This window comes from Pseudonocardia sp. NPDC046786 (assembly GCF_040645415.1).
GTDB lineage: Bacteria > Actinomycetota > Actinomycetes > Mycobacteriales > Pseudonocardiaceae > Pseudonocardia > Pseudonocardia kongjuensis.
Window position 1 is genome coordinate 53,867 of record NZ_JBEYYF010000019.1, and the last position, 18,648, is coordinate 72,514.

General features: G+C 74.6%; 17 protein-coding genes and 1 pseudogene. 12 read left to right on the forward strand and 6 right to left on the reverse strand.

Annotation, left to right across the window (positions count from 1 at the left end; translation table 11 throughout):
* Positions 1 to 121: 121 nt before the first annotated feature.
* Positions 122 to 679 (reverse strand): TetR/AcrR family transcriptional regulator, encoded by a 558-nt coding sequence (locus tag ABZ881_RS21900; protein WP_358487188.1) that lies wholly within the window; start codon positions 677 to 679, stop codon positions 122 to 124.
* Positions 680 to 740: 61 nt separating this feature from the next.
* Between ABZ881_RS21900 and ABZ881_RS21905 the strand changes: the two genes are divergently transcribed.
* The 10 genes and pseudogenes from ABZ881_RS21905 to ABZ881_RS21950 all read left to right on the forward strand — a co-directional run.
* A complete protein-coding gene (locus tag ABZ881_RS21905; RefSeq protein ID WP_358487191.1) occupies positions 741 to 2,510 on the forward strand; it encodes an ABC transporter ATP-binding protein in 1,770 nt (589 codons plus the stop codon).
* Between the two features lie 279 nt (positions 2,511 to 2,789).
* Positions 2,790 to 3,767: a porphobilinogen synthase gene (gene hemB / locus ABZ881_RS21910; RefSeq protein WP_358487193.1), complete on the forward strand. Its 978-nt coding sequence runs from the start codon at positions 2,790 to 2,792 to the stop codon at positions 3,765 to 3,767.
* Between the two features lie 74 nt (positions 3,768 to 3,841).
* Entirely contained in the window at positions 3,842 to 4,570 is a 729-nt protein-coding gene (locus ABZ881_RS21915; protein WP_358487195.1) for a hypothetical protein, read from the forward strand.
* A gap of 19 nt (positions 4,571 to 4,589) precedes the next feature.
* A complete protein-coding gene (hemL, locus tag ABZ881_RS21920) occupies positions 4,590 to 5,912 on the forward strand; it encodes a glutamate-1-semialdehyde 2,1-aminomutase (protein WP_358487197.1) in 1,323 nt (440 codons plus the stop codon).
* Positions 5,913 to 5,915: 3 nt separating this feature from the next.
* Positions 5,916 to 6,575 (forward strand): histidine phosphatase family protein, encoded by a 660-nt coding sequence (locus tag ABZ881_RS21925; RefSeq protein WP_358487198.1) that lies wholly within the window; start codon positions 5,916 to 5,918, stop codon positions 6,573 to 6,575.
* Entirely contained in the window at positions 6,572 to 7,174 is a 603-nt protein-coding gene (locus tag ABZ881_RS21930; RefSeq protein WP_344027052.1) for a TlpA disulfide reductase family protein, read from the forward strand. Before ABZ881_RS21925 ends, ABZ881_RS21930 begins: the two co-directional genes overlap by 4 nt.
* Positions 7,175 to 7,256: 82 nt before the next feature.
* Complete coding sequence (locus ABZ881_RS21935) at positions 7,257 to 8,081, forward strand: cytochrome c biogenesis CcdA family protein (RefSeq protein WP_358487199.1); 825 nt, start codon at positions 7,257 to 7,259, stop codon at positions 8,079 to 8,081.
* Position 8,082: 1 nt separating this feature from the next.
* Positions 8,083 to 9,744: a cytochrome c biogenesis protein ResB gene (locus tag ABZ881_RS21940; RefSeq protein ID WP_358487202.1), complete on the forward strand. Its 1,662-nt coding sequence runs from the start codon at positions 8,083 to 8,085 to the stop codon at positions 9,742 to 9,744.
* 5 nt (positions 9,745 to 9,749) lie between these two features.
* Entirely contained in the window at positions 9,750 to 10,724 is a 975-nt protein-coding gene (gene ccsB, locus ABZ881_RS21945) for a c-type cytochrome biogenesis protein CcsB (protein WP_358487204.1), read from the forward strand.
* Positions 10,725 to 12,030: 1,306 nt separating this feature from the next.
* Positions 12,031 to 12,906 (forward strand): annotated as a pseudogene (locus tag ABZ881_RS21950) (MinD/ParA family protein); the annotation flags it as partial.
* 129 nt (positions 12,907 to 13,035) lie between these two features.
* On the opposite strand, the gene ABZ881_RS21955 reads toward ABZ881_RS21950, so the two are convergent.
* On the reverse strand, positions 13,036 to 13,266 hold the full coding sequence (locus ABZ881_RS21955) for a hypothetical protein (protein WP_358487205.1): 231 nt from the start codon (positions 13,264 to 13,266) through the stop codon (positions 13,036 to 13,038).
* 61 nt (positions 13,267 to 13,327) lie between these two features.
* Positions 13,328 to 13,540 (reverse strand): BldC family transcriptional regulator, encoded by a 213-nt coding sequence (locus ABZ881_RS21960; RefSeq protein WP_010224110.1) that lies wholly within the window; start codon positions 13,538 to 13,540, stop codon positions 13,328 to 13,330.
* A 255-nt stretch (positions 13,541 to 13,795) separates the two neighbouring features.
* Here ABZ881_RS21960 and ABZ881_RS21965 point away from each other — a divergent pair, with 255 nt between their 5' ends.
* Positions 13,796 to 14,113 (forward strand): DUF4229 domain-containing protein, encoded by a 318-nt coding sequence (locus ABZ881_RS21965; RefSeq protein WP_358487208.1) that lies wholly within the window; start codon positions 13,796 to 13,798, stop codon positions 14,111 to 14,113.
* 229 nt (positions 14,114 to 14,342) lie between these two features.
* Here ABZ881_RS21965 and ABZ881_RS21970 read toward each other — a convergent pair whose 3' ends face one another.
* The 3 genes from ABZ881_RS21970 to menE all read right to left on the reverse strand — a co-directional run bounded on the left by ABZ881_RS21970 (position 14,343) and on the right by menE (position 18,280).
* Complete coding sequence (locus ABZ881_RS21970) at positions 14,343 to 15,239, reverse strand: 1,4-dihydroxy-2-naphthoate polyprenyltransferase (RefSeq protein WP_358487210.1); 897 nt, start codon at positions 15,237 to 15,239, stop codon at positions 14,343 to 14,345.
* Positions 15,240 to 15,364: 125 nt separating this feature from the next.
* Entirely contained in the window at positions 15,365 to 16,846 is a 1,482-nt protein-coding gene (locus tag ABZ881_RS21975) for a hypothetical protein (RefSeq protein ID WP_358487212.1), read from the reverse strand.
* A 246-nt stretch (positions 16,847 to 17,092) separates the two neighbouring features.
* On the reverse strand, positions 17,093 to 18,280 hold the full coding sequence (gene menE / locus ABZ881_RS21980; RefSeq protein ID WP_358487214.1) for an o-succinylbenzoate--CoA ligase: 1,188 nt from the start codon (positions 18,278 to 18,280) through the stop codon (positions 17,093 to 17,095).
* A 176-nt stretch (positions 18,281 to 18,456) separates the two neighbouring features.
* On the opposite strand from menE, the gene ABZ881_RS21985 reads away from it, so the two are divergent.
* On the forward strand, positions 18,457 to 18,645 hold the full coding sequence (locus ABZ881_RS21985) for a hypothetical protein (protein ID WP_358487216.1): 189 nt from the start codon (positions 18,457 to 18,459) through the stop codon (positions 18,643 to 18,645).
* The last annotated feature ends 3 nt before the right edge of the window (positions 18,646 to 18,648 follow it).

Here is an 18,648-nt window from a genome sequence, read left to right on the forward strand (position 1 = left end):
GGCACAGCCGCTGAGCGGCGCGATCGATACAGCCGCTGAGCGGCGCGATCGATACAGCCGCTGAGCGCGTGACTCCACGGCCCCGTCTCCCACCTGCGGGTGGGTGGCGGGGCCGTCGACGTCATGCGGCGGCCGTCTTCACCAGGGTCCGCAGGCACATCTCGCGGGTCTCGCGCGGGCTGCGCCCGGCCGGTTCGGGCAGGTGGAACGCGGCGAACAGCCCGCACCAGATGTGGCCGACGAGCCAGTCGGCGTCGAGCTCGCGGTCGATGCTGCCGTCGGCGTGGCCGCGGTGGACGATCCCGGCGACCAGCCGGTCGTCGTCGGACTCGGCGGGCGTCTCCTCCTCGGTCTCGCCGCGCAGCCACCAGGCGAAGATCTCCCGGCCGTCGATCAGCTCGGCGCAGAGCCGGGTGTAGGCGGCGAGCCCGGTGCCGTCGTCGGGCCGGGCGCGGCGGATCGCGTCGGAGTACTCGGCGGTGACGAACGCCTCGACGCCTGCGGAGAGCGCGGCCCGGTCCGGGTAGTAGCGGTGCAGCGTGCTGCGGGCGACGCCGGCGGTCTCGGCGATCTCGCCGAGTGCGGCGCCGGGGTTGCAGGAGAGGGCCCCGATGGCGGCGCGCAGGATCGCCCGCCGGGTCCGCTCCCTGGTGGGGCTCTCCTGGTCCTCGACCGTCACGTCGCGACCCTAACAAGAAATCCATGTGCGAAAATCGGACATCTCTGTCTTACTTGAGGGCATGACCGTCGTGACCGGGTCGCCGTCCCGGATCGGGATCCTGTGGGACCACGCCCGCCCGCACCTGCCGACGCTGGTGTTCGGCCTCGTCCTCGCACTCGCCGGTTCGGCGATGGAGCTGGCGAGCCCGCTGGTGACCAAGTGGGTGCTCGACACCGTCGCCGAGGGCGGATCGCTGTCCGGGCCGGTGCTGCTGCTGCTCGCGCTGCTCGTGGTCGGCGCCGGCGTCACCTGGTGGCAGTGGGTCGTGCTCGGGACGCTCGCCGAGCGGATCGTCTACGACGCCCGGGAGAACATGATCGTCCGCTACCTGCGGGCCAAGGTGCTGCCGCTGCTGGCCCGTCCGGCGGGCGAGATGGTCACCCGGGTCACCTCGGACACCGTGCTGCTGCGCGAGGCGGCGTCGTCCAGCCTGGTCGGCCTGCTCAACGGCGCGGTGATGCTGGTCGGGTCGCTGGTGCTGATGACCGTCCTGGACCCGATGCTGGCGCTGGTGACGTTCGGCGCGACGGCGCTGGTGGTCGTCCTGTTCTCGGTGCTGCTGCCCGCGATCGCGACCGCCCAGCAACGGGCCCAGGGTGCGCTCGGCGATCTCGGCGGCTCGCTGGACGGGACGCTGCGCGCGGTCCGGACGGTCAAGGCCGCCGGCGTCGAGGACGCCGCGCGGGACCGGCTGCTCACTCACGCCGCGGACGCGCGCCGGTTCGGCGTGCGCGCGGTGCGCCGGGAGGCGCTGGTCTGGACCGTCGCCTGGTCCGGGCTGCAGGCCGCGATCGTGCTGATCCTCGGCGTCGGGGCGTGGCGGGTCGCGGGCGGCGAGATGACCGTGTCGACGCTGGTCGCGTTCCTGCTCTACGCCTTCGGGCTGATGGGGCCGATCATGGAGCTCAGCCAGAACCTCAGCACGCTGCAGTCCGGGATCGCGGCGGCCGGCCGGATCCGGGAGGTTCGGGAGCTCGAGTCCGAGCCGGTCGCGGCCGGCGCCCGTCCTGCTCCGGAGCCCGGCCGTCCCGGTCCGGCTCCCGCCGGTGCGGTCGAGCTGCGCGGTGTCGACGCCCGCTATCCCGGCGCGGCGGAGCCCGCGGTGCGCGGGCTGGACCTGGTCGTCCCGGAACGCGGACACGTGGCGGTGGTCGGCCCGTCCGGTGCGGGCAAGACGACCCTGCTGTCGCTGCTGCTGCGCTTCGTCGATCCCGAGCGCGGCGAGCTGCTGCTCGGCGGGGTGCCCTACATCGAGCTCGACGTGCACCAGGTGCGCAGCCGCTTCGCCTACGTCGAGCAGGAGACCCCGGTGGTCCCCGGCACCATCCGGGACAACCTGACCCTGGCCGCACCGGACGTCTCCGACGAGCGCATCGCCGAGGTGCTGCGCAGCATCCACCTCGACGGCGTCGTCGCGGACCTGGAGCTCGGTCTGGACACACCGCTGTCGGACAGCTCGGTCTCCGGCGGCCAGCGGCAGCGCATCGCACTGGCCAGGGCTCTGCTCGCCGAACCACCGGTGCTGCTGCTCGACGAGGCGACCGCGCAGGTCGACGGGATCACCGAGGCGGCGATCCAGACCGTGCTGCGGGCGCAGGCCCGCCGCGGTGCGGTGGTGACCGTGGCGCACCGGCTGTCCACGGTGCTCGACGCCGACGAGATCGTCGTGATGGACTCGTCCCGGGTCGTCGCCCGGGGAACGCACGTCGAGCTGCTCGGGTCCAGTGCCCTCTACCGGGACCTGGTCGAGGCGCTGCGGATCCGCACCGACGTCGTACCGGTGGGATGAGCGGCCCCGCCCCACCCCACCCCGGCGCCGCACCCCGTCACTCGCCGAGATGCATCTGAGAGGGCTCGGAAGATCGACGATTCCCGCTCATCTGCATCTCGGCGAGTGACGGGGTGCGGGGCGGGGTCGCGCGGCGCAGGGAGCGCCGCGGATCGGGCGCCGCACGGCGCGACGGGGTGCGACGGCGCGCAGCGGGGTGTGGTGGGACACGACAGGGTGCGGGGGCGGCGCGGGAAGGGGCGCGGCCCCGACGGTCCGGCGGCGCTCTACCCTGGGGCAATGGCTTTCCCAGTGCAGCGTCCCCGCCGCCTGCGGACCACCCCCGCGATGCGGCGGCTGGTCTCCGAGACCGAGGTGCGGCCCCGCCAGCTGGTGCTGCCGATGTTCGTGCGCGAGGGCGCCGCGGACCCGGTGCCGATCTCGTCGATGCCGGGCGTCGTCCAGCACACCCGGGAGAGCCTCCGCAAGGCGGTGGCGCAGGCGGCGTCGGCCGGCGTCGGCGGCGTGATGCTGTTCGGCGTCCCGGAGGTGCACGACGCGACCGGCTCCGGTGCCGTCGATCCGGAGGGGGTCCTGAACGTCGCGCTGCGCGACGTCCGCGACGAGGTCGGCGACGATCTCGTCGTGATGTCGGACCTGTGCCTGGACGAGTTCACCGACCACGGGCACTGCGGCGTGCTGGACGCGCACGGCCGGGTCGACAACGACGCCACCCTGGATGTGTACGCGCGGATGGGCGTCGAGCAGGCTCGCGCGGGCGCCCACCTGGTCGGCCCGAGCGGGATGATGGACGGGCAGGTCGGTGTCATCCGGGCGGCGCTGGACGAGGCCGGGTTCACCGACACCGGGATCCTCGCCTACACCGCGAAGTACGCCTCGGCGTTCTACGGGCCGTTCCGGGAGGCGGTGAACTCGCAGCTGCGCGGTGACCGCAAGACCTACCAGCAGGACGGCGGCAACGCCCGGGAGGCGCTGCGCGAGCTGGCGCTGGACCTCGACGAGGGCGCCGACATGGTGATGGTCAAGCCCGCGCTGGCCTACCTGGACGTGCTGGCCCGGGTGGCCGACGTCGCGGACGTGCCGGTCGCCGCGTACCAGATCTCCGGCGAGTACGCGATGATCGAGGCCGCCGTGCAGCAGGGCTGGCTGGAGCGGGAGCGCACCATCCTGGAGACGGTCACGTCGATCCGCCGGGCCGGCGCCGACGTGATCCTCACCTACTGGGCGACCGAGGTCGCGGGCTGGCTGGACCGGTAGCCGGAGCGACACCACCTGCCCGCGGTACCGCCGAACGTGGCAAACCGGACACCCGTCCGGCTACCGTGGCGGGTGTGAGCAACAACCCCGGCGAGCAGGGCGCACCTCAGTACTACCGGCCCGGACCGTCGACCGGGTACTACCCGCAGTATCCGCAGAACCCGTACCCGAACGGCTGGACGCCGGCCGCCCCGGCGCCGCCGCAGCAACAGCAACAGCAGCCGCCACAAGGGCAGTACCAGCAGCAGCCCGGCCCGCAGTGGAACACCGGCAGCGCACCGCAGGGCTGGGGCCAGCCACCGGCCGGCCTGGCCCCGGGCGGGACGACGCCGCTCGCCCGGCCCCGGCAGGTGGTCACCGCGCTGATCCTGCTGATCGCCGCGGCGCTGCCGTTCGTGCTGATGGGCGGCGCCGCGATGTTCGCCCAGATCGACCAGGCCACGCTCGACCAGGCCGGGATCCCGCGCGCCGAGCTCGACAGCGTGATGACGCAGACCGGGGTGACGCTGGACCAGCTGACCCAGCTGGTCCGGGTGATGGGCGGGGTCTTCCTGGTGCTGGCGCTGGTCTACGCGGCGCTCGCGGTGGTCGCGTTCCTCGGCCGGGCGGGTGCGCGGCTGGCGCTGGCGGTGCTGACCGCGGTCTACGGGCTGCCGCTGTTGCTGCTGATGGCACCGACGATCCCGGTGTTCGCGGTGGTGATCCTGGCGATCTCCTCGACCGGTGTGGTGCTGCTCTACGGGCAGGCCGCCCGCGAGTGGTATGCGTCGCGCAAGGTCGGGGCCGCACGGCGCGCCGGGTGACGGCTGGGAGACTGGCCGGGTGAGCAGCGCGCAGAACCCCGACCCGAAGGAGTCCGCCCGCCTCTTCGAGCGGGCGGCCGAACTGATCCCGGGCGGGGTGAACTCCCCGGTCAGGGCGTTCAACTCGGTCGGCGGCACGCCGCGGTTCATGGTCTCGGCGCAGGGCTACGAGCTGACCGACGCCGACGGCGCGAGCTACGTCGATCTCGTCTCCTCGTGGGGCCCGATGATCCTCGGGCACGCGCATCCGGCCGTCGTCGAGGCGGTGCGGGCGGCAGCGTCGAACGGATTGTCGTTCGGCACCCCGACCCCCGGTGAGATCGACCTGGCCGCCGAGATCGTCGACCGCACCCCGGTCGAGCAGGTCCGGCTGGTCAACTCCGGCACCGAGGCGACGATGAGCGCGATCCGGCTGGCCCGCGGCATCACCGGGCGCCCGGTGATCGTGAAGTTCGCCGGCTGCTACCACGGCCACGTCGACGCGCTGCTCGCCGAGGCCGGCTCCGGCGTCGCGACGCTCGGCCTGCCGACCAGCCCGGGCGTCACCGGCGCGCAGGCCGCGGACACCGTGGTCGTGCCCTACAACGACCTGGACGCGGTGCGCGCGGTGTTCGCCGAGCGCGGCGCCGACATCGCCTGCGTGATCACCGAGGGGGCGCCCGGGAACATGGGCGTCGTCCCGCCGATCGAGGGCTTCAACGCCGCGCTGCGCGACCTCTGCCACGCGCACGGCGCACTGCTGGTGATCGACGAGGTGATGACCGGCTTCCGGGCGTCGCGCCAGGGCTGGTACGGCTGCGACGGCGTCGCCGGCGACCTGTACACCTTCGGCAAGGTGATGTCCGGCGGGCTCCCGGCCGCCGCGTTCGGCGGCTCGGTCGAGCACATGTCGTTCCTGGCGCCGGCCGGGCCGGTCTACCAGGCGGGCACCCTGGCCGGGAACCCGGTCGCCGTCGCCGCCGGTCTCACCACGCTGCGCCACGCCGACGAGGCCGCCTACGCCACCCTCCAGGCGAACGCCGACCGGCTCGGCTCGCTGATCACCGCCGCACTGGACCGGGAGGGCGTCGGGCACACCGTGCAGTACGCGGGCACCATGCTCTCGCCGTTCTTCACCGACGCCCCGGTCACCGGCTACGCCGACGCGAGGTCGGCCGAGACCTGGCGCTACCCGGCGTTCTTCCACGCGCTGCTCGACCACGGGATCTACCCGCCGCCGTCGGCGTTCGAGGCGTGGTTCGTCAGTACCGCGCTGGACGACGACGCGTTCGCCCGGATCGAGATCGGGCTCGCCGCCGGGGCGCGGGCGGCGGCCGCGGCCACCCGTCCGGACGGGGTCTGAGCCGTGGGCGACCGGACCACCCCCGCGCCGACCGGCCCGGCGACCGTCGTGCACCTGCTCCGGCACGGCGAGGTGCACAACCCGGAGCGGGTGCTCTACGGCCGCCGGCCCGGCTACCGGCTCTCCGGCCACGGCGAGGCCCAGGCCAAGACGGTCGCGCAGTACCTCGGGAGCAACGACGTCGCCGCCGTCGTCGCGTCCCCGCTGCAGCGCGCCCAGCAGACCGCCGGGCCGATCGCCGAGGCGCACGACCTGCCGATCGGCACCGACGAGAACCTGATCGAGGCCGGGAACCTGTTCGAGGGCAAGCGGTTCGCCGTCGGCGACGGCGCGCTGCGCCGGCCGCAGGCGTGGCGGCTGCTGCGCGACCCGTTCACCCCGTCCTGGGGCGAGCCCTATCTCGACATCGCGCACCGGATGCTCGGCGCGCTGCACGCGGCGCGGCTGCTCGCGCCCGGCCGGGAGGTCGTCTGCGTGTCCCATCAGCTGCCGATCTGGACGCTGCGCCGGTACCTGCTCGGGCAGCGGCTCTGGCACGACCCGCGCCGCCGCCAGTGCGCGCTGGCGTCGCTGACCAGCGTCGAGTTCACCGGCGCCCGGATGACCGGACTGCGCTACGCCGAGCCGGCCGGCTCCAGCGGGGCGATGGTGACCGGCGCATGAGGAGGCTGGCGCTCCCGCTGCTCGCCGCGCTGGCGCTGCTCGCGGGCTGCGGCGTCGGGACCGACGCCGTCGCCGGGTCCGGCGAGTTCCAGTTCGTCGCCCCCGGCGGCGAGACCCGGATCGTCTACGACCCGCCGGAGAGCCGCGGGCCGATCACCGACCTGCGCGGCGAGAGCCTGATGAACCCGGGTGCCGAGGTCGGCATCTCCGACTTCCCGGACACCGTCCGGGTGATCAACATCTGGGGCTCGTGGTGCGGGCCGTGCCGGACCGAGGCACCGGAGCTGCAGGCGGTCGCGGACGCGGCGCAGGGCGACGCCGTGGTGCTCGGCATCGACGTCCGGGACGACCGGCAGGCCGCGCTGGACTTCAAGACCGACCGCGGGCTGAGCTACGACTCGATCTACGACCCGGCCGGGCGGACCCTGGCCCGGCTCGACGGCTACCCGCGCAACGTCGTCCCGTCGACGATCGTGCTGGACCGCGAGCAGCGGGTCGCCGCGGTCTTCCTGACCCCGGTCGGCAGCTCCGACCTGATGCCGCTGATCGCCCGGCTCGCCGAGGAGGACCCGGCGGCGGAGCCGCCGGGCGCGGGCTGACGGAGCGCGACCGGACCGTTGCACTACACGTTGTAGAACCCGCTGCCGGGCCTGTTCGGGGGCCCTTCTACCCTGGGATGCGATGGACCCGACGACCGCCCTCGCGATATCGGGGCCGCTGCTGCTGGCGGCCCTGGTATCAGTGCTCGCCGGGCTGGTCAGCTTCGCCTCGCCGTGCGTCGTCCCGCTGGTCCCCGGCTACCTCGCGTACCTGGCCGGCCTGGTCGGCGCGCAGCCGCCGCCGGTGACCGAGGCCGAGGCCCGGCAGCGCGAGACCGCCCGCCGCAGCGGGACCGCCGTCGTCGAGCAGCGGACCCGCCCGGACGGCCGCTGGCGGGTCGCCGGTGCGGCGCTGCTGTTCGTGTCCGGGTTCACCGTCGTCTTCGGCGCGATCATGGTCGGCGTCGTGTGGCTGTCCGATGTGCTGATCGAGAACGAGGCGTTGCTGCAGCGGATCGGCGGCGTCGTGATGATCGTGATGGGGCTGGCGTTCGCCGGCCTGATCCCGGCCCTGCAGCGCGAGTACCGCTCGCACTGGACGCCGCGCGCCGGCCTGGCCGGCGCCCCGCTGCTGGGCGCGGTGTTCGGGCTCGGCTGGGTCCCCTGCATCGGCCCGACGCTGGCCGGCGTGGTCGCCGTCGCGGCCGGCACCGGCGGCGGCTCGTTCCGCGGCGTCGTGCTGATCCTGGCCTACTGCGCCGGGCTCGGGATCCCGTTCGTGCTGATCGCGCTGGGCGCGTCCCGCGCGGTCGGGATGCTCGGCCGCCTGCGCCGGCACACCCGCGCGATCCAGATCGCCGGCGGGGCGATGCTCGTGCTGGTCGGTGTCCTCCTGGTCTCCGGGCTGTGGGCGCGCTGGCTGATCCAGCTCCAGGTGTCGATCGCCGGGTTCACCCCGCCCCTCTGACATGACCTCCGACATGACCTCCGGGGTGGCACGGCCGCCCACCGCCCCGCCGCAGCCGCCGGGCAGCCCAACGGGCAGCGAGCCCCCGGCACGCCGCGACCGGTTCGGCGGCGTGGCCGCGTTCCTGCGCAACACCTGGCGCGGGCTGACCAGCATGCGCACCGCGCTGGTGCTGCTGTTCCTGCTGGCGCTGGCCGCGATGCCGGGCGCGCTGATCCCGCAGCGCTCGCTGAACGAGTTCCTGGTCGACGACTTCTACGCCGACTACCCGACCGCCGCGCCGATCATCGAGTCGCTCGGCGGCTTCGAGGTGTTCGCCAGCCCGTGGTTCGCGGCGATCTACCTGCTGCTGATGATCTCGCTCGTCGGCTGCGTGCTGCCCCGCTCGGTGGAGTACTGGCACAGCATGCGGGCCGCGCCGGTCGCGACCCCGCGCAACCTGACCCGGCTCCCGCACCACGCCGAGGCCGACTCCGCCGAGTCGCCGGACGCGGTGCTGGAGCGCACCCGGCGGCTGTTGCGCGGCTGGCGCAGGGTCGAGCGCTCCGAGCCCGGCGGGGTGACGGCGGTGTCCGCCGAGCGCGGCTACCTGCGCGAGACCGGCAACCTGGTCTTCCACCTCAGCCTGATCGGGCTGCTGCTCGGCTTCGCAGGCGGCAAGCTCTACGGCTACGAGGGCGACGTGATCGTCCGCGCCGACGGCGCCGAGTTCTGCAACAGCTCGATCCTCGGCTACGACACGTTCCGGGCCGGCCTGCGGGTCGACGGCACCGACCTCAACGAGTTCTGCGTGCGCGTCGACAGGTTCGACGGGACCTGGCTGCCGAACGGCCAGCCCTCGACCTTCGGCGCGCAGATCGGCTACCAGACCGGCGAGGACCTGGCCGACGGCGTCACCGACTGGCGGCCCGGCGAGATCACCGTCAACTACCCGCTGCGCACCGACGGCGACCGGGCCTACCTGACCGGCTACGGCTATGCGCCCGAGTTCACCGTGACCTGGCCTGACGGGCAGAGCCGCACCGGCGGGATCCAGTGGCGGCCGGTCGACCAGAGCGGCAGCCAGCTCTCCGAGGGCGCGACGAAGTTCGAGCAGCCCGGCATCACCGACGCCGAGCTGCGTCGCACCACCCAGCTCGCGGTGACCGGCACGTTCGCGCCGACCGGCGCGGTCGACGCCGAGGGCAACCTCGCGTCCGTGCACCCGGACCTGCGCGCGCCGACCGCCGACGTGAACATCATGCGCGGCGATCTCGGCATCGACGACGGCCGCGGCCAGTCGATCTTCACGGTGGACCAGCAGAAGATCGACGACGGCGAGCTGGTGACGGTCGCCGAGGAGCGGCTCGGCGTCGGTGACAGCGTGACCCTGGACGACGGCACCGTCGTCCGGTTCGACGGCGTCACCCCGTGGGTGAACCTGCAGGTGGGCCACGACCCGGGGCAGATCTGGGTGCTGGTGTTCTCGATCGTGATGGTGGCGGGGCTGGCCCTGTCGCTGTCGGTCAAGCGGCGGCGCCTGTGGGTGCGGATCCGCCCGGTCGACGGCGGCAGCCGGATCCAGCTCGGCGGCCTGGCCCGGACCGACCGGGCGGGCTACGGCGAGGAGTTCGACCGGCTCGGCTCGGAACTGCTCGACCCGATGGACAAGAAGGACGGTTGACACCGATGCTCGTCGATCCGATCACCTCGATGTGGAGCGACCGGCTGTTCCAGGCCACGCTCGTCGTACTGCTGCTCGCGATGATCTTCACGTCGCTGGAGTACGCGGCGACCCGGGTGGCCAGGGCGCCGCGCAGGCGGGCGGCCGTCGGGGCTGGCGACGGTGGTGCCGACGCTGAGATCTCCGACACCCCGGACGGGGCCGAGGGGGCGCCGGGAGACGGCTCCCGGACCGGCCGGACCAGGGCCGACCGGTACGGCCGGATCGGGATCTCGCTGATGATCCTCGCCGTCGTCCTGCACGCCGGGTCGATCGTGCTGCGCGGGCTGGCGACCTACCGGTGGCCGCTGGGCAACATGTACGAGTTCACCTCGGCGCTGTGCCTGATGGCGGTCGGCGCCTGGCTGGTGCTGGTCCGCAAGCACCCGCCGCTGCGTCCGGCCGGGGTGTTCGTGCTGACGCCGATCCTGCTCCTGATGTTCATCACCGGCACCGTGCTCTACGCCGAGGCCGCGCCCGTCGTCCCGGCCCTGCAGTCGTACTGGATCATCATCCACGTCACGACGATCACGCTGGCCTCGGGGATGCTGCTGGTCCCGGGCGTCGCGAGCCTGCTGTTCCTGATGAAGCGCAACGAGCGCCCGGCCGCGCTGGCCGCGAAGCTCCCTGGCGCCGAGGCGCTCGATCGGCTGGCCTACCGGGTGACGGTGCTCGCCTTCCCGCTGTACACGTTCGGGATCATCACCGGCGCGGTCTGGGCCGAGGCGGCCTGGGGCCGGTTCTGGGGCTGGGACCCGAAGGAGACGGTCGCGTTCGTCGCGTGGGTGCTCTACGCCGCCTACCTGCACGCCCGCGCCACGGCCGGCTGGCGGACGTCGCGGGCGGCCTGGATCAACTCGGCCGGCTTCGCCACGATCGTGTTCAACCTGTTCTTCATCAACATGGTGGTCGCCGGACTGCACTCGTACGCGGGGGTGTGAGGCGCCTCGACCACCGGGTTCCGCACGGCTACCGTCGGTTCCCGTGAGTGAGAACGGTTCCGGCGAGCAGCCCGACGGGTCGGTGGGCCGCTACGTGCGGGAGCGATGGGGCGCGGCGGAGTCGTCCGGACGGTCCTTCGGACGGCGTCGTCGCACGTCCGGGGATGACGCAGCGCAGCCGGAGGGTGGTGCTGCGCAACCGGCCGCGTCGCAGCCGCGCCCGCCGTCGGCGGCCGAGCGGGCGGCGTCCGCACCCGCCCCGGGCCGTGCCGCGGTCGGCACCCAGACCCCGCCGGCCGGTTCGGCGTGGGGCAGCGAGCTACCGGAGATCGACGACGACCTGGTCGACGAGATCGACCCCTCCACGCCGCCGCACGGGCTGGACCTGTCGGCGCTGCACGAGCGGTCCGACGCGGAGCGGGAGCGGCCCGCCGGGCCCGGCCCGGCCGCCGAGGCCCCCGCCGACGACGGCAGGCACCGGGCACCCGACGACCTGTACCCGACCGGTCAGGACGTCGGCCCCGACGACACCGGTCTGTACCGCTCCGGTGGCGCGGCCGATCCGGAGCCGTGGTGGACGGTGCCGGGCCGCGGCGGGCACGACGACGAGCCGGGCGGTGAGCTGATCTGGCGCCGCCCGGACCCGCCGTCCGATGAGGAGCAGACCCACGCCGACGACGCCGACGTGACCGCCACCGACGCGCACGCGGTCGTGTCGCCGTCGTGGGGCGGGCCCGGCGCCGGGACCTCGGAGGCGGAGGACCGGGACGTTCCCGATCCGTCGCCGGACGGTGCGGCGACGGACCGGGACCGGCCGGCCCGGTCGGGCGGCGCGGTGGACGACCGGCCGGACGGTTCCGGCGACGCCGCCGGTCCGGCGCACGGTGCCGTCCCGGTCGGGGGCGCCCCGGGCGGTGGCGTCCGGGACGACGGCGCCGGGGACGGAGGTCCGCCGGGAGCCGGCGGCCCGGGTGGCGGCGCGGCGTCCGGTGGCGCGACCGCCGCCGGTGACGCGACCGCCGGGGCCGCGGCCGCACGCGGACCGGGCCAGGCCACCGGCCGTCCGGCGGCGGACCGGCCGTGGCGGAGCTCGTGGGACCGCGATGCGGCCGAGCGCGAGGCGTCCGACCGGGCGCGCCGGGACAACGGCTCCCGCACCGGCGGGGCCCGGCCGGTGCCGGAGTCCGGGGCACGCCGGCCGAGCTGGACCGCGCCCGAGGCGGTCGAGGCCCGCCACGGGCAGCACCGCCGGAGCGACGGCGCGCCCGGCGGGCTCGACCTGACACCACACCGGTCCGGCAGCCCGCGGCGACCGCCGGAGAGCGGCTGGCGCCGGTTCGTCTACCTGCTCACCGGTGGACTGGTGAACCCGGGGGAGAGCCCCGCCGAGTTGCACCGCCGGGATCTGGTGTCCCGGCTGAACCGGCCGCTGCTCAACGCCCACAAGATCGCGATGCTGAGCCTCAAGGGTGGTGTCGGGAAGACGACGGTCACCGCGACGCTGGGTGCGACGTTCGCCTCGCACCGCGGTGACCGGGTCGTCGCGGTGGACGCGAACCCGGACCGGGGGACGCTCAGCCAGAAGATCCCGCTGGAGACGACCGCGACCGTCCGGCACCTGCTCCGCGACTCCGACCGGGTGCGGCGCTACACCGACGTCCGCTCGTACACCTCGCAGGGGCAGTCGCGGCTGGAGGTGCTGGCCAGCGAGCAGGACCCGGCCGTGTCGGAGGCGTTCAGCGAGGACGACTACCGGCGCGCGGTCGACCTGCTGGAGCACTTCTACAACCTGGTGCTGACCGACTGCGGGACCGGCCTGATGCACTCCGCGATGTACGGGGTGCTGGGGATGGCCGATCAGCTCGTGATCGTGTCGTCCGGGTCGATCGACGGTGCCCGCAGCGCGTCGGCGACGCTGGACTGGCTGGACGCGCACGGCTACGGCAATCTCGTCCGGAACGCCGTCGTCGTGATCAACTCGGTGTACCGGCGGGCGGGCGGCGGTGTCGACCTCGACCGGGTCGCGGAGCACTTCGCCGGCCGGTGCCGGGCGGTCGTGCGGGTGCCGTTCGATCCGCACCTGGAGGAGGGCGCGGAGATCGACCTCGATCGCCTGGAGGAATCGACCCGGACCGCGCTGCTGGAGCTCGCCGCCGCCGTCGCGGACGGGTTCCCGGTCTGAGCGTCACCGCCAGATGTGACCGGAAACACTGAAGGGCGGTCCACCGGAGCCGGTTGACCGCCCTTCGGTCAAGATTTCTTGGGACTCTGGGTCGGGCAGATCGGAGGGGCTGGGACGGGCTCGGTCCGGTCAGGTCCGCTCCGGCGGGTCCTCCTGGTTGCGGACCTTCTCGTCGAGTTCACGTAAGAAGTCCGGGTCGTCGTCGGGACCGGTCGCGCGCGGCTTCTGCGCCTTCTGACGGGTCATCCAGGGGAGCTCGGGCTGCGGGAGCCTGTCGGCGACCACCTGCTCGGACCGGAGGGTCCGGACGAGCAGCACCGCGACGACGGCCGCGCCGAGCAGAAGGATCAGGAACAACATCAGGCCACCTCCGCTGTCCAGCGTAGCGAAGGTGGCCTGACGTGCGAGTGAAGTCGCGGGTTCAGCGGAGCCCGGGGCTCGCCTCGCTGGTGAGGTCCGCCAGCAGTCCGCGGACCTCGGACTCGCGGAAGCGGCGGTGTCCACCGGGGGTGCGGATCGAACCGATCCGCCCGGCGGACGCCCAGCGCGTCACGGTCTTGGGGTCGACGCGGAAGAGGGTGGCGACCTCGCCCGGGGTCAGCAGTCGCTCGGGGGCCTGCGTCGGAGCTGCCATGGAATCCTCCCGGAAATGCAGCGTGGTGCCGAGTCGCGGTGCTGGGAGGGATCTCCCGAAGCTCCTCGGAGCGGTCACCGCTCGTTGTTTCCGGGCCATCGTGACACCTCGGACCCCAGGTACTCGAACGGTTGTCCGGAGGTAAAGGGTTCTTAAAGGGCAAAGCCGATGAAGTTCCTGAAGCGGACATCACGGGTGTTCCCGTCTCCGATGCGCGGCTCCGGGCTCCAGCAGCAGGACCGTACCCTGGACGGTATGACGTCCCCGACGACACCGCCGCCGCAGGCCGCGGCGCGGGCTCGCGCCGGCGAGCCCGGGCTGGCCGCCACGGTGGCGCTCTACGCTCTCGCCCGGCTCGGTCTGCTGGCCGTCATCGCCCTGCTGCTCGGCCTTGCCGGCGTCCCGCTGCTGGTCGCGTTGCTGGTGGCGCTGATCGTGGCGCTCCCGCTGTCGATGCTGCTGTTCCGCGGTCCGAGGTCCCGGCTGGACCGGGCGCTGGCCGTCGCGAACGCCCGCCGGTCGGCCGAGCGGGAGGCGCTCCGGGCCAAGCTGCGCGGCGACGACCGCGACTGACCTGCCGGCCCCTGTCCACGCGCTGTTCTCGCCGCGGCGCGTTCCGCGGAACGCGGCTGCCGGTTCCCGTTCCGGTACCTCGCACAGCCCGTGACAGATCCTGTGCAGCGGATGCTGGGCGCGACGGACCCACCGGCCCGTCGGGCGTTCGGCGGAACGCGGCCGGCACCGCGCCGGGGTCCGGAGCGGCTCTCGGCCCCGGACCCGACTCCCGGCGGCTGCCCGGCGCTCAGCCGCTCGCGATGCCGCCGCCGAAACCGACCGCGAGACCGACCCCGACGGCCAGCGCCCAGGCGAGCAGCAGCAGACCGGTGTCGCGGAGCACCGGGATCAGCTCCGGGCCGTCGGCGCCGCCGAGCACTGCGCGCACCGGACGCACCGCCGCGGGCAGCGCCACCAGCACGACCAGCAGGCCCGGCCGGTCGAACGCGGCGGCGACGGCGATCACGAACGGCACCAGGACGAGCGTCACGTACAGCGTGCGGGTGGCGGGTCCGCCCAGCCGCACCGCGAGCGTCGTCTTGCCGGCGATCCGGTCACCGGGAATGTCGCGCAGGTTGTTCGCGACCAGCACGGCGCAGGTCAGCAGGCCGGCGCCGATCGACACACCGACGGTCGCCGGGTCCACCGCCCCGGCCTGGGTGAGCGCTGTGCCGAGCACCGCGACCGGGCCGAAGAACACGAACACGGCGACCTCGCCGAGGCCCGCGTAGCCGTACGGGCGGCTCCCGCCGGTGTAGAACCACGCCCCGACGATGCACAGCGCCCCGACGGCGATCAGCCACCACTGGCCGGACACGGCGGTCAGCGCGATCCCGGCGAGTGCGGCGACGCCGAAGCAGCCGAATGCGGCCGCCTTCACCGTCGCGGGCCGGGCGGCCCGGGAGCCGACCAGCCGCTGCGGTCCGACGCGCTCGTCGTCGGTGCCGCGGATGCCGTCGGAGTAGTCGTTGGCGAAGTTCACCCCGATCACCAGCGCGACCGCGACCAGCAGCGCGAGCAGCGCGGAGCCGGGGGCCACGACGCCGGCGCCCAGCGCCGAACCGGTTCCGACGAGGACGGGGGAGATCGCGGTGGGCAGGGTGCGCGGGCGCGCTCCCTCGATCCACTCTGCCGTGCTGGCCACGACGACGAACCTATCCCGCGCGGGAGGCCCGGGCCCGCCGGACGTGCCGCCCGGGCAACGACGGCGGAACGACGACGGCCCCGCCCGGATCGTCGTCCGGGCGGGGCCGTCGTGCGGCGGGTCGGTCAGCGTCCGCCGGAGGGCGCGCGCTGGGCGGAGCCGGGGACGGGGGCGCCGGCCTGCGGCGAACCGTCCGGGACGGACGCGGGGTCGCCTCCCGTGCCGGCCGGGCCTGCCGGGTTCGCCGGGGGAGCCCCGGATCCACCGGCCGGGCCGGCCGCCGGGTCCCCGGGCCCCGCGGCGCCGTCGGCCGGGTCGGCAGGATCGGCGGGGGAGGCCGGGTCGGCCGGGTCGGCAGGCGAGGCCGGGGTGTCAGCGGCGTCGCACCCCGGGAGATCGGCCGGCAGCTCACCGAGCACCGACGCCGGCAGGTACTGGCCGTCGCCGATCCGGACGAACCCGCCGTCACCCTCGCCGTGCGCGCACTGCACCGGGACCTCGGTGGTGTTCACCGCGATCCCGACCGACTCCGCCCCGGCCTCGGGACGGGCGAGGATGTCGGTGTCCGGCTCGTCGCCGGCCCGGACGGCGGACAGCTTCTGCGAGCCCGTCCACAGGTAGTCGACCTGCACCTGGGAGTTGTCCTTGAGCCCCAGGACGTCCCAGAAGATGCCGTCGCCGAGGTCGATCCCGGCCGGGTTCGCGACCCGCCGGCCGAACTGGTCCTTGCCGCCGTTGTGACCGTTGCGTGCGGCCGCGGCCTGCGGGACGCCCTGCGGCAGGTCCTTCCACATCTCCCGCTGCGACGACGGGTTCCAGTAGTCGTCCTTGGTGTTCCACGGGCCGATGTCCCAGACCGGCGCGATCGCGCAGCGGCCGTTGGGTGCGCAGACCTTCACCGAGTAGTCGGTCTTGCCCTTCCCGGACAGTGCGCGCCGGGACGGCAGCGCGACGAACCGGTCCCGCGGGACGATCTTGTGCCCGTTCGCGGTGGTGCCGCCGACCAGGCCCTCGCGGGTGGCGAACACCGAGTAGCTGCGCGGGGCGGCCTCGGTCAGCGGCCCGGCCTCGGTCTCGGTGGTCGGGGTGGCGGTCAGTGTCACCTCGCGCACGGCGGGCCGCGCGTCACCGGTGCCGGTGAGCACCAGCCTGCCCTGCACCTCGCGGGCCGCCTCGGGCAGCTCGGTCCGGTCGTTCTCGGCGGGGATCCACTCGGTCCAGCCGCCGCCGGCGGTGCGTCCGCGGACGTCGATCGTCGCGCTCGACCCGGGCGGGGTCTCGGCGACCAGCGCCGAGTGCACCTCGCGGGTCGGCGCCTCCAGGGTGTGCGGTTCAAGGGTGAGCAGCCCGGTCGGGACGATGTCGACCGGATCGGCCGAGGCCTCGGTGGCCCCGTCCTCGACCGGCGCCCCGACGGCGGTCGCCGGGTCGAACCGGGCCCCGCCGCCGTCGACGACGATCCCCGGCCCGCTGCCCTCGGCCAGCTCCGGCTGCCAGCTGGTTCCCGGCTCGGCCGCCGCGGCCGGCACCACGGCGACGGCGCAGAACGCCCCCGCCGCGGCCAGCAGACCGACGCTTCGCAGCCCGGCCCGCGTGATCCTGCGCATCTGGACAAACCCCCGCTGCATCGCAGTTTCTGCTGTGACTTTTGTGCTTCGTGTGACGACGGTGGCTCAGGTGCTCTGTGTGGACCCTGTGTCGTCAGTGGCTGAAGCACACTCGATGTGCGGGCGGGGCGCAACGCACGCTGCGTGAAGCGACCCCATGGTGTGTACGTCCGTATCACCGTTCCGGGTGGCGCCCCGGCGGCCGGATCTCACGGTCGGCGACCGGCGGCGGCACCGCCGGTGCGGTCAGCCGGAACGCAGCAGCGCGGCGACCGCGGCCCGGTCCGGCTTGCCGATACCCCGCTCGGGCACCGCGGCCGCGCGGCGCAGCACCCGCGGCACGGCGGCCCGGCCGCAGGCCGCACGGACAGCGTCGCGCAGCACCGCGTCGCCGGGGCCGCCGCCCGCCCCGTCGTCCGGCACGACCAGTGCTCCGACGACCTGCCCCCACTCGTCGTCCGGCAGCCCGACCACGCAGGCCCCGCGGACCCCGGCGACCCCGAGCAGGGCCTGCTCGACGGCGGCCGGCGCCACCTTCTCGCCGCCGGTGTTGACGACGTCGTCGGCCCGGCCCAGCACCGTCAGGGTCCCGTCCGGGGCGATCGAGCCGAGATCTGTGGTGCGGAAACCGGCCGGGCCGAACGCCGCCGCGGTGCCGTCCGGGTCGCCCAGGTAACCGGCGGCGAGGACCGGGCCGTCGAGCTGCACCCGGCCGGAACCGGGCTCGATCGTGACGCGCACGCCGTCCAGCGGGACGCCGTCGTAGACGCACCCGCCGCAGGTCTCGCTCATCCCGTAGGTGGTGACGACTCGGATCCCGGCGTCGGTGGCCCTGGCCCGCAGACCGGCGTCCAGCGCCGCCCCGCCGACCAGCACCGCGTCGTACCCGGCGAGCGCGAACAGCGGCGCCGAGCCGTGATCGAGGATCCGGGCGAGCTGGGTCGGGACGAGGCTGGTGTAGCGGCGCGCACCGTGCCCGATCCGGGCGGTGGCCCGGGCGAACCCGTCGGGGCGGAAGCCGTCCCGGACGTCCTGCACCACGGGCTGCGAGCCGGACAGCAGCGCCCGCAGCACCACCTGGACCCCGGCGACGTGCTCGGCGGGCAGGGTGAGCAGCCAGCGTCCGGGGCCGCCGAGCCGGGCGGCGGTCGCGGCCGCGGAGGCGCGCAGCGCGACCGCGGTCAGCGCGACCTGCCGGGGTTCACCGGTCGAACCCGAGGTGGCGACGACGACGGCCAGCCCGTCCGGCAGTGCGCCCTCGGCCGCCGCCCGGGCCACCGGGGCAGGCAACACCGGGTCCGCCGGGTCCGCACCCGGCGCGACCCGGACCGGCACGACGGCCGGGCCGTCGCCGTCGAGCGCGGACCGCAGCGCGGCGGCCAGCCGGGCCACCGATCCCGGCGAGCCGTCCACCCCGATCGCCCGCACTCCCATGTCGATCAGCCTGCCACTCCGCGGCCGCGGTGACCGACGGTGGCCGTCGGACGCGGGTGTCATCAGATTCGGGGAACGTGCCCGCGGACCCGCAACGACCGGCGCCCGGCACGCGACAGGCCGGGTGAGAGCGCAAGGGCACCCGGCCCCGCTCCCCGGCGTCGAAGGAGCTCCCCATGCCGCACCCCGCACCCACCGACGCGTCCCCGACCGGCGCCCCGCGCTCGCTGCGCTGCCGCCGCCCCGCCGCGGAGCGCGGGCACCGGGCCGCCGCAGGCGAGCTGGCGGAGCTGGCGTTCCTGATGCCTGCCGGCGCGGCGCAGCCGGCACCGGCGCTGCCCCGGCCGCGCCCGGCCGCGGAGTGAACG

Coding starts and splice junctions, on each gene's coding strand:
- ABZ881_RS21905 (WP_358487191.1), top strand. CDS start 741: ATGACCGTCGTGACCGGGTCGCCGTCCCGGATCGGGATCCTGTGGGAC.
- ABZ881_RS21965 (WP_358487208.1), top strand. CDS start 13,796: ATGACGTCCCCGACGACACCGCCGCCGCAGGCCGCGGCGCGGGCTCGC.
- ABZ881_RS21975 (WP_358487212.1), bottom strand. CDS start 16,846: ATGCGCAGGATCACGCGGGCCGGGCTGCGAAGCGTCGGTCTGCTGGCC.
- menE (WP_358487214.1), bottom strand. CDS start 18,280: ATGGGAGTGCGGGCGATCGGGGTGGACGGCTCGCCGGGATCGGTGGCC.
- ABZ881_RS21985 (WP_358487216.1), top strand. CDS start 18,457: ATGCCGCACCCCGCACCCACCGACGCGTCCCCGACCGGCGCCCCGCGC.
- ABZ881_RS21960 (WP_010224110.1), bottom strand. CDS start 13,540: ATGGCAGCTCCGACGCAGGCCCCCGAGCGACTGCTGACCCCGGGCGAG.
- ccsB (WP_358487204.1), top strand. CDS start 9,750: ATGCTCGTCGATCCGATCACCTCGATGTGGAGCGACCGGCTGTTCCAG.
- ABZ881_RS21955 (WP_358487205.1), bottom strand. CDS start 13,266: ATGTTGTTCCTGATCCTTCTGCTCGGCGCGGCCGTCGTCGCGGTGCTG.
- ABZ881_RS21940 (WP_358487202.1), top strand. CDS start 8,083: ATGACCTCCGACATGACCTCCGGGGTGGCACGGCCGCCCACCGCCCCG.
- hemB (WP_358487193.1), top strand. CDS start 2,790: ATGGCTTTCCCAGTGCAGCGTCCCCGCCGCCTGCGGACCACCCCCGCG.
- ABZ881_RS21930 (WP_344027052.1), top strand. CDS start 6,572: ATGAGGAGGCTGGCGCTCCCGCTGCTCGCCGCGCTGGCGCTGCTCGCG.
- ABZ881_RS21935 (WP_358487199.1), top strand. CDS start 7,257: ATGGACCCGACGACCGCCCTCGCGATATCGGGGCCGCTGCTGCTGGCG.